Origin of the sequence: Brevibacillus soli (genome assembly GCF_044759095.2) — a bacterium.
In the GTDB taxonomy this organism is placed as follows: domain Bacteria; phylum Bacillota; class Bacilli; order Brevibacillales; family Brevibacillaceae; genus JBIYSM02.
On the sequence record NZ_JBIYSM020000045.1, the window covers coordinates 24483 to 30740 of the forward strand.

Sequence of the window (6258 nt, forward strand, 5' to 3'; positions counted from 1 at the left end):
AAGCATCCCCTTTACTGGAGTGGATTTCCAACTAGTGAAAGCTCAGGATGCCGATGGAAAGCATCACGACAGTAGTCGCACAAGATGTTTACGACGGTGTCTCCACCTTGTTCTCTGGATATTATAAGTTCACGCTCTTCCGGGGTCAAGGAATGCAAGCCTAGTTGCCTTTCTGTTACCTGCGAATCGTCAAACTCTCCCATTTTCATGCCGCAGCAGCGGCACACGTAGCGAAAGCTCAAGAAACGCCACCCCCCACCATTCATATTGCTTAGTATGGCCGGGAAGATGGGAAAACATACAAGGTCGTCAAAGGCGCTCGACTGGAAATCGGGCTCCCTAGCCCTCATATTTCAGGCTGTTGTAGTGGTTCATCACTTTTAAAAAAGGCTCCCTTGTCCACATGACAGCGGCGTGGGCGGCATGCTCCACCGCCTTGTCGATCAGCGGTCTTTCCGCGGCGGGAAAGTCCTGCAGCACGTATTCGCTTACGCTCCTGCCCGGCTGAGGTCGGCCGATGCCCACTTTGATCCGATTGAACTCCTGTGTCCCCAAATGTTGGATCAGCGATTTGATACCGTTGTGGCCGCCGGCGCTGCCTTTTATCCTGAGGCGCAGCTGCCCGGTCGGCAGATCCAGATCGTCGTAGATGACCAGCAGATCGTCCGGCGTCAGCTTGTAAAACTTGATGATTTCAGCGACTGATTCACCGGACAGGTTCATGTAGGTTTGCGGCTTGACCAGCAGCACCTTTTCAGTCTCGATGCGTCCCTCGCCGACAATCGCGCGAAACTTTGACTGTTGTACGGGAATCCCACATTTGTCGCTAATTTTATCTATGGTGATAAATCCGACATTATGTCTCGTGTCTTCATATTTTTTGCCGGGATTGCCCAGCCCGATGATGACTTTCACGGTACCTCCTCCAATCTCTTTTCCATTTTACTAAAATGCTTCCTTGAACAAAAGGAAAAAACCCCGCCTCCAGCAACTGCTCCAGAATCGGTCTTTGGCCTTGAATCGGGGCCGGTTCATTGACAATCACAGCCGGTAACCAACGCAACCAGAAGAGTGCTCTGACAACCGGCACTTCGCTCAGGGTTACCTCTTTGACAGCCCGGTACACGGCTTCCTGGGTCGCTTCGATCTGGATGGAGTGCACTTCATGGTAATGAAAAAAAGGCAAACAGCGATCCAGGATCATCGTAACGGCCCCTTTTTTTGAAAGATACGATCTGACTCCAGCTTATGACAGATTCAGGAAATGAACAACGTAAGAAAACCCACCCGGCATTAGCTATCCTCGACCCACTCGGCGTTATCTATCGCTGTGCCGAGTGGGGTCCCTTTCTTCGCCGGGCGGGGCCCCGAACACTTTTCTAGCGGCTGTATGGGATGTCCAAATTTATAAATTCTTAATACACCAAGAATACCCCGAGCTTGACACCCGGGGCTTTAGAATTTATTGGCGATTACACTTTTTTGGCTTCCTCTGTCGCCGCTTCCGCATTCTCCTTGACGGCTACCGCTTCCTGCTCGGCCTCAAGTGACTCTTCAGACGGCGCCTTGACCGGCAGCACGCTGATGAGGACCTCCATCTCATCAAGCTCGATGTCTACGCCAGACGGGATCTCCAGGTCCTTGACGAGAATGACGTCCCCCACGTCTAGTCCGTCCACGTTAACCGTAAACGACTCCGGTATGTTCGTCGGCAGGCAGCCAACTTCCACACTGTGACGAACAAGAGTGGCGACGCCCTGTACGGGATCTCCTGTCATCAGGACCGGGACGCTGGTGTGAATCCTTTCATTCATGTTGATTTGCTTGAAATCGGCATGCAGCACGTTGCCCATCACCGGGTGGCGCTGCAGTTCATAAACCATGACGTTGTGCTCGTTTCCGTTGATATTTAAACGAAAGGGCTTATTGGTTGAATGATGGCGCAGCAACTGGTCCAACTCCTTGCCATTCACCTGGATCGACAAGTTGTTCACATCCGGTCCGTAAACAACGGCCGGCACCCAACCTTGACGCCGCAACGCATTGTTAGAAGGCCCCTGTCCTTTTCGGCGAATTTGCGCATGGATCACTTCCACAAAAAAACCTCCTCTGGACGTTCTAGAAATTTCTTCCTTTCTAGCTTGTCCAGCGGAGGTTGTTTTCAATCGCTTGCTTCGGGCGGATCTTAGTCGAACAGCTTGCTTACGGAGAGTTCTTCGTGTACGCGGATTATCGCTTCTCCGATGATCGGCGCAACGGACAGCACCTTGATTTTGTCGATCATGCGGTCCTGGGAGAGCGGGATCGTGTTGGTGACGATCAGCTCGCGGATCTTCGATTTTTCAATGCGCTCGATTGCCGGACCGGACAATACCGGATGGGTGCAGCATGCGTACACATCGCGCGCACCAGCCTCTATTAGAGCATTTGCCGCCAGGGTGATTGTACCGGCCGTATCAATGATGTCGTCAATGATAATCGCCGTTTTGCCTTCGATGTTACCGACGATGTTCATCACTTCCGCCACATTCGGCTCCGGACGGCGTTTGTCGATAATGGCGATTGGCGCTTCCAAACGTTCCGCCAGTTTACGGGCACGCGTCACACCGCCGTGGTCAGGAGATACGACCACGATGTCCTTCAAGCCTTTTTCCGAGAAGTACTTGGCCAGAATCGGCACCCCGAGCAGGTGGTCAACCGGGATATCGAAAAAGCCTTGGATCTGCGTGGCATGCAGGTCCATGGTGATGATGCGGTGTGCACCGGCTGTTTCGATCAGGTTCGCGACCAGTTTTGCCGTAATCGGGTCGCGTGCGCGCGCTTTGCGATCCTGTCGGGCATAGCCGTAGTAAGGAATGACCACGTTAATGCTCTTCGCCGACGCGCGTTTCAACGCGTCCACCATCACCAGCAGTTCCATCAGGTGTTCGTTTACGGGAGCACTTGTTGGCTGAATGACAAACACATCGCAACCGCGAACACTTTCGTTCAATTTGATCTGGCATTCGCCGTCGCTGAAGCGAACCGCCTCAGCATTTCCCAATTGGAGTCCGATATGTTCGGCAATCTCGCGAGCGAGCTGCGGATTTGCGTTGCAGGTAAATACCTTCAGTTTTGGGTCGCGGTAGTTAGCCATTGTTCTTCATGAACCTCCCGTAATTAATCCTTTTTCACTTGTTTGCGCGGCAGCTTGTTGGCATATCCGAGCTTGTTTACTTGCCGTTCGCGGGCAATTGCCAGCGCATCGTCCGGCACGTTCTGGTTGATGGTGGAGCCGGCTGCGACATAGGCGTTGCGACCAACTGTCACAGGCGCGACCAGATTGGTGTTGCATCCGATGAAGGAACCGTCGCCGACGATGGTCTTGTGCTTGACGGCCCCGTCGTAATTCACAGTAATGGTTCCGCAACCGATATTGACACCTTCGCCGATTTCGGCGTCACCCACATAGCTGAGGTGAGGCACTTTTGTCCCTTTTCCTATTTTTGCATTTTTCAGCTCAACAAAATCGCCAATTTTCACATGGGTACCAATCTCTGAACCGGGACGCACGTACGCGAATGGACCAATGGTCGCTTTGTCCGCTACCTGGGACTCAGTCAGCACGGAATACGAGATCTCCACCCCGTCTCCCACCTGCACATCGGTTAAATTGGCCTGCGGTCCAATCACGCAATCAGCGCCGATACTTGTACGGCCGCGCAGATGGGTTCCGGGCAGGATCACGGTATCCTGGCCGATGGTTACATCCGCATCGATATAGGTGGACGCCGGATCGATGATGGTGACCCCGTTCTTCATGTGGCGAACAGCGATGCGTCTGCGCATGTACGCTTCCGCTTCGGAAAGCTGTACGCGGTCGTTAACCCCCATCGTTTCTTCCGGGTCGACCGCTTCATAGGCAACCACTTTTTCGCCCGCTTCCCGCAATATTCCAACGCAGTCCGTCACGTAGTATTCGCCCTGAGCGTTGTCGTTTTTCACTTGCGACAAGGACTTCAGGAGTTTTTGATTGTCAAAACAGTATATTCCTGTGTTGATTTCCCGGATAGCCCGTTCTTCCGGGCTGGCATCCTTGTGTTCAACGATCCGCATCACTTCTCCCGCCTCGTTGCGAATCATGCGACCGTAGCCCGTCGGATCGGGAAGCTTGGCGGTCAGCACAGTCGCAGCGGCTTGCTGCTGTTCGTGATACTGAAGGAGAGCGGTTAACGTTTCCGAGGAAAGAAGAGGGACGTCTCCATATAAAATAAAAGTTGTTCCTTGTTTGCCCTGTAAGAATGGCACTGCCTGCTGGACGGCATGCGCCGTACCCAGCTGTTCCTGTTGCAACGCGTATGCGACGCGGTCGCCCAATGCGGCGCGAACGGCGTCGGCACCATGACCTACAACGACGACAACGTCCTCCACCCGCATCGCATCCAATGTGTCCACGACGTGCTGAACCATTGGCTTTCCGCATACGGGGTGCAGAACTTTATACAGCTTCGATTTCATCCGTGTGCCTTGACCGGCGGCCAAAACCACGGCATGTATCTTAGACATGTTAACCCTCCAGCATAGAAGTTCCATCATGACTATATCTTAATCGTATGGTGATTTCAAGAGAAGTTTGACTGACGTTTTCGGACTGGCTTATGATGGGGGAATAAGAATATTCCGATAGTAACGGGGGGATGGAATAGATGAGCGTCGGTGTATACATCTTGACCGGCTACTTGGGCAGCGGAAAAACAACCCTGCTGCAAAAGCTGCTTGCCTACCTTCGCAACCAGGGCGGCAATGTGGTGGTTATGATGAATGAGATGGGCGAAGAGGACATTGACGGCGAACAACTTCAGGGGTTTGGCTTCCCTGTCAAAAAAATGCTGGATGGATGCATCTGCTGCTCGATTCGCGGAGAACTTACAGACGGGCTGAAGGAGATCATCGCGTCGATTCGACCTGATCATATCATCATTGAGACGACAGGTGTGGCCGATCCCATCGACGTGGTGGATGCCATGACTCACCCCGAGCTGTATGACAAAATTGACCTCAAAGGAATTATCAGCGTAGTGGATGCCTCCCGCTTCCTCGATTTGAATTCCCGTTTCCAATCGAGCAGCGCTCTGGTCAAAACGGTTCGCAACCAGGTAAAATACGCAGATTTGCTGATACTGAACAAAATTGACCTGGTGACAGAAGACGTTCTGAACAAAGTGAAGGGAAAGCTGCAGGAGCTTAATCCGGCGGCACCGCTTTACCCGACCATCCAAAGCGACATGGACCTGCCGTCCTTGCTCGCAGTCAAACGAGTGGCGGAGCGAACTTCGGAGGAACGATCCATTGACCGGGCTGTCGCAGCTCCTGTGCAAAAAGGCATCGGCCGTTTCTCTCCGCTGGATAAAATCAAGCAGTCACTGGGCATGAAAACAGCTCAACCGACGCTTTTCAACAGCATCGAGACCTTCTCCTACCACTTCAAGGCACCGGTGGACGGAAAAAAATTCGAAGACTTTCTCTGGGATCTTCCCAAAAACGTCTACCGCGCCAAAGGTTACGTCCAGTTCAAAGGGCGAGAGGAGCTCATCTCCTTTCAACATACGGACAACCAGGTGAACCTCTTCCCGTTTGAAAACTTCGGCCCGAAGATGGTCGCCGTCTTCATCGGAGAAGGACTGGAGAAGGACACGATCATAGCGAATTTGGAAAAATGTTATGAAAACTCCAACTAAAATAGGAAAAGCACCCCGTATGGATTACAGGGTGCTTTGTGTTTATGCGCCTGCTTCAATTGTGTTTTCTTCTTCGAGACCGACACGCTCGTATTCGGCAAGTACAGCTGCCTGGATCTTTTCACGAGTCGCAGAAGAAATTGGATGAGCAATGTCGCGGAACTCCCCGTCCGGTGTACGTTTGCTCGGCATGGCGACGAACATGCCATTGTTCCCGTCAATTACACGAATATCATGAACCACAAATTCATGGTCGATTGTAATAGAGGCAATGGCTTTCATCCGACCATCGGTATTAACGCGGCGAAGTCTTACGTCTGTAACTTCCATCTAGTTCACTCCCTTTATCTATAACAGCGTTTAGGAGGTATTCCACATGTTGGTTAAATATTCCTTCTGATACTTCCGAAATTTTGTAAAAAAATCTATAATTAAATCTTTTTTTCCTAAGAAAACCCACCCGGCATTAGCTAGTTTCCCCTGAAAAATTCCTGGGGTAAGTCAAAAACAAAAGGAATTCAGCTCTCTAAATGGAAGTAGT

The 6258-nt window shown here is 51.8% G+C and carries 8 protein-coding genes; 1 reads left to right on the forward strand and 7 read right to left on the reverse strand.

Annotation, left to right across the window (positions count from 1 at the left end):
- Window positions 1–11: 11 nt before the first annotated feature.
- From ACE99V_RS16915 to glmU, 6 genes are all read right to left on the reverse strand, one after another.
- Window positions 12–350, reverse strand: a complete 339-nt coding sequence (locus tag ACE99V_RS16915) for an anti-sigma-F factor Fin (RefSeq protein ID WP_400492404.1) — start codon at window positions 348–350, stop codon at window positions 12–14.
- Window positions 340–915, reverse strand: a complete 576-nt coding sequence (gene pth / locus ACE99V_RS16920; RefSeq protein ID WP_400492405.1) for an aminoacyl-tRNA hydrolase — start codon at window positions 913–915, stop codon at window positions 340–342. Before pth ends, ACE99V_RS16915 begins: the two co-directional genes overlap by 11 nt.
- Entirely contained in the window at window positions 872–1204 is a 333-nt protein-coding gene (locus ACE99V_RS16925) for a hypothetical protein (protein WP_400492406.1), read from the reverse strand. Before ACE99V_RS16925 ends, pth begins: the two co-directional genes overlap by 44 nt.
- Before the next feature lie 268 nt (window positions 1205–1472).
- Window positions 1473–2096, reverse strand: coding sequence for a 50S ribosomal protein L25 (locus ACE99V_RS16930; protein ID WP_400492407.1), 624 nt, complete (start codon window positions 2094–2096; stop codon window positions 1473–1475).
- An 89-nt stretch (window positions 2097–2185) separates the two neighbouring features.
- Entirely contained in the window at window positions 2186–3136 is a 951-nt protein-coding gene (locus ACE99V_RS16935) for a ribose-phosphate diphosphokinase (protein WP_400492408.1), read from the reverse strand.
- 23 nt (window positions 3137–3159) lie between these two features.
- Window positions 3160–4545, reverse strand: a complete 1386-nt coding sequence (gene glmU, locus ACE99V_RS16940) for a bifunctional UDP-N-acetylglucosamine diphosphorylase/glucosamine-1-phosphate N-acetyltransferase GlmU (protein ID WP_400492409.1) — start codon at window positions 4543–4545, stop codon at window positions 3160–3162.
- A 140-nt stretch (window positions 4546–4685) separates the two neighbouring features.
- Here glmU and ACE99V_RS16945 point away from each other — a divergent pair, with 140 nt between their 5' ends.
- On the forward strand, window positions 4686–5717 hold the full coding sequence (locus tag ACE99V_RS16945) for a CobW family GTP-binding protein (RefSeq protein WP_400492410.1): 1032 nt from the start codon (window positions 4686–4688) through the stop codon (window positions 5715–5717).
- 42 nt (window positions 5718–5759) lie between these two features.
- On the opposite strand, the gene spoVG is transcribed toward ACE99V_RS16945, so the two are convergent.
- Window positions 5760–6047 (reverse strand): septation regulator SpoVG, encoded by a 288-nt coding sequence (gene spoVG, locus ACE99V_RS16950; RefSeq protein WP_400492411.1) that lies wholly within the window; start codon window positions 6045–6047, stop codon window positions 5760–5762.
- Window positions 6048–6258 lie beyond the last annotated feature (211 nt).

Coding starts and splice junctions, on each gene's coding strand:
- ACE99V_RS16915 (WP_400492404.1), bottom strand. CDS start 350: ATGAGGGCTAGGGAGCCCGATTTCCAGTCGAGCGCCTTTGACGACCTT.
- ACE99V_RS16925 (WP_400492406.1), bottom strand. CDS start 1,204: ATGATCCTGGATCGCTGTTTGCCTTTTTTTCATTACCATGAAGTGCAC.
- ACE99V_RS16935 (WP_400492408.1), bottom strand. CDS start 3,136: ATGGCTAACTACCGCGACCCAAAACTGAAGGTATTTACCTGCAACGCA.
- glmU (WP_400492409.1), bottom strand. CDS start 4,545: ATGTCTAAGATACATGCCGTGGTTTTGGCCGCCGGTCAAGGCACACGG.
- ACE99V_RS16945 (WP_400492410.1), top strand. CDS start 4,686: ATGAGCGTCGGTGTATACATCTTGACCGGCTACTTGGGCAGCGGAAAA.
- spoVG (WP_400492411.1), bottom strand. CDS start 6,047: ATGGAAGTTACAGACGTAAGACTTCGCCGCGTTAATACCGATGGTCGG.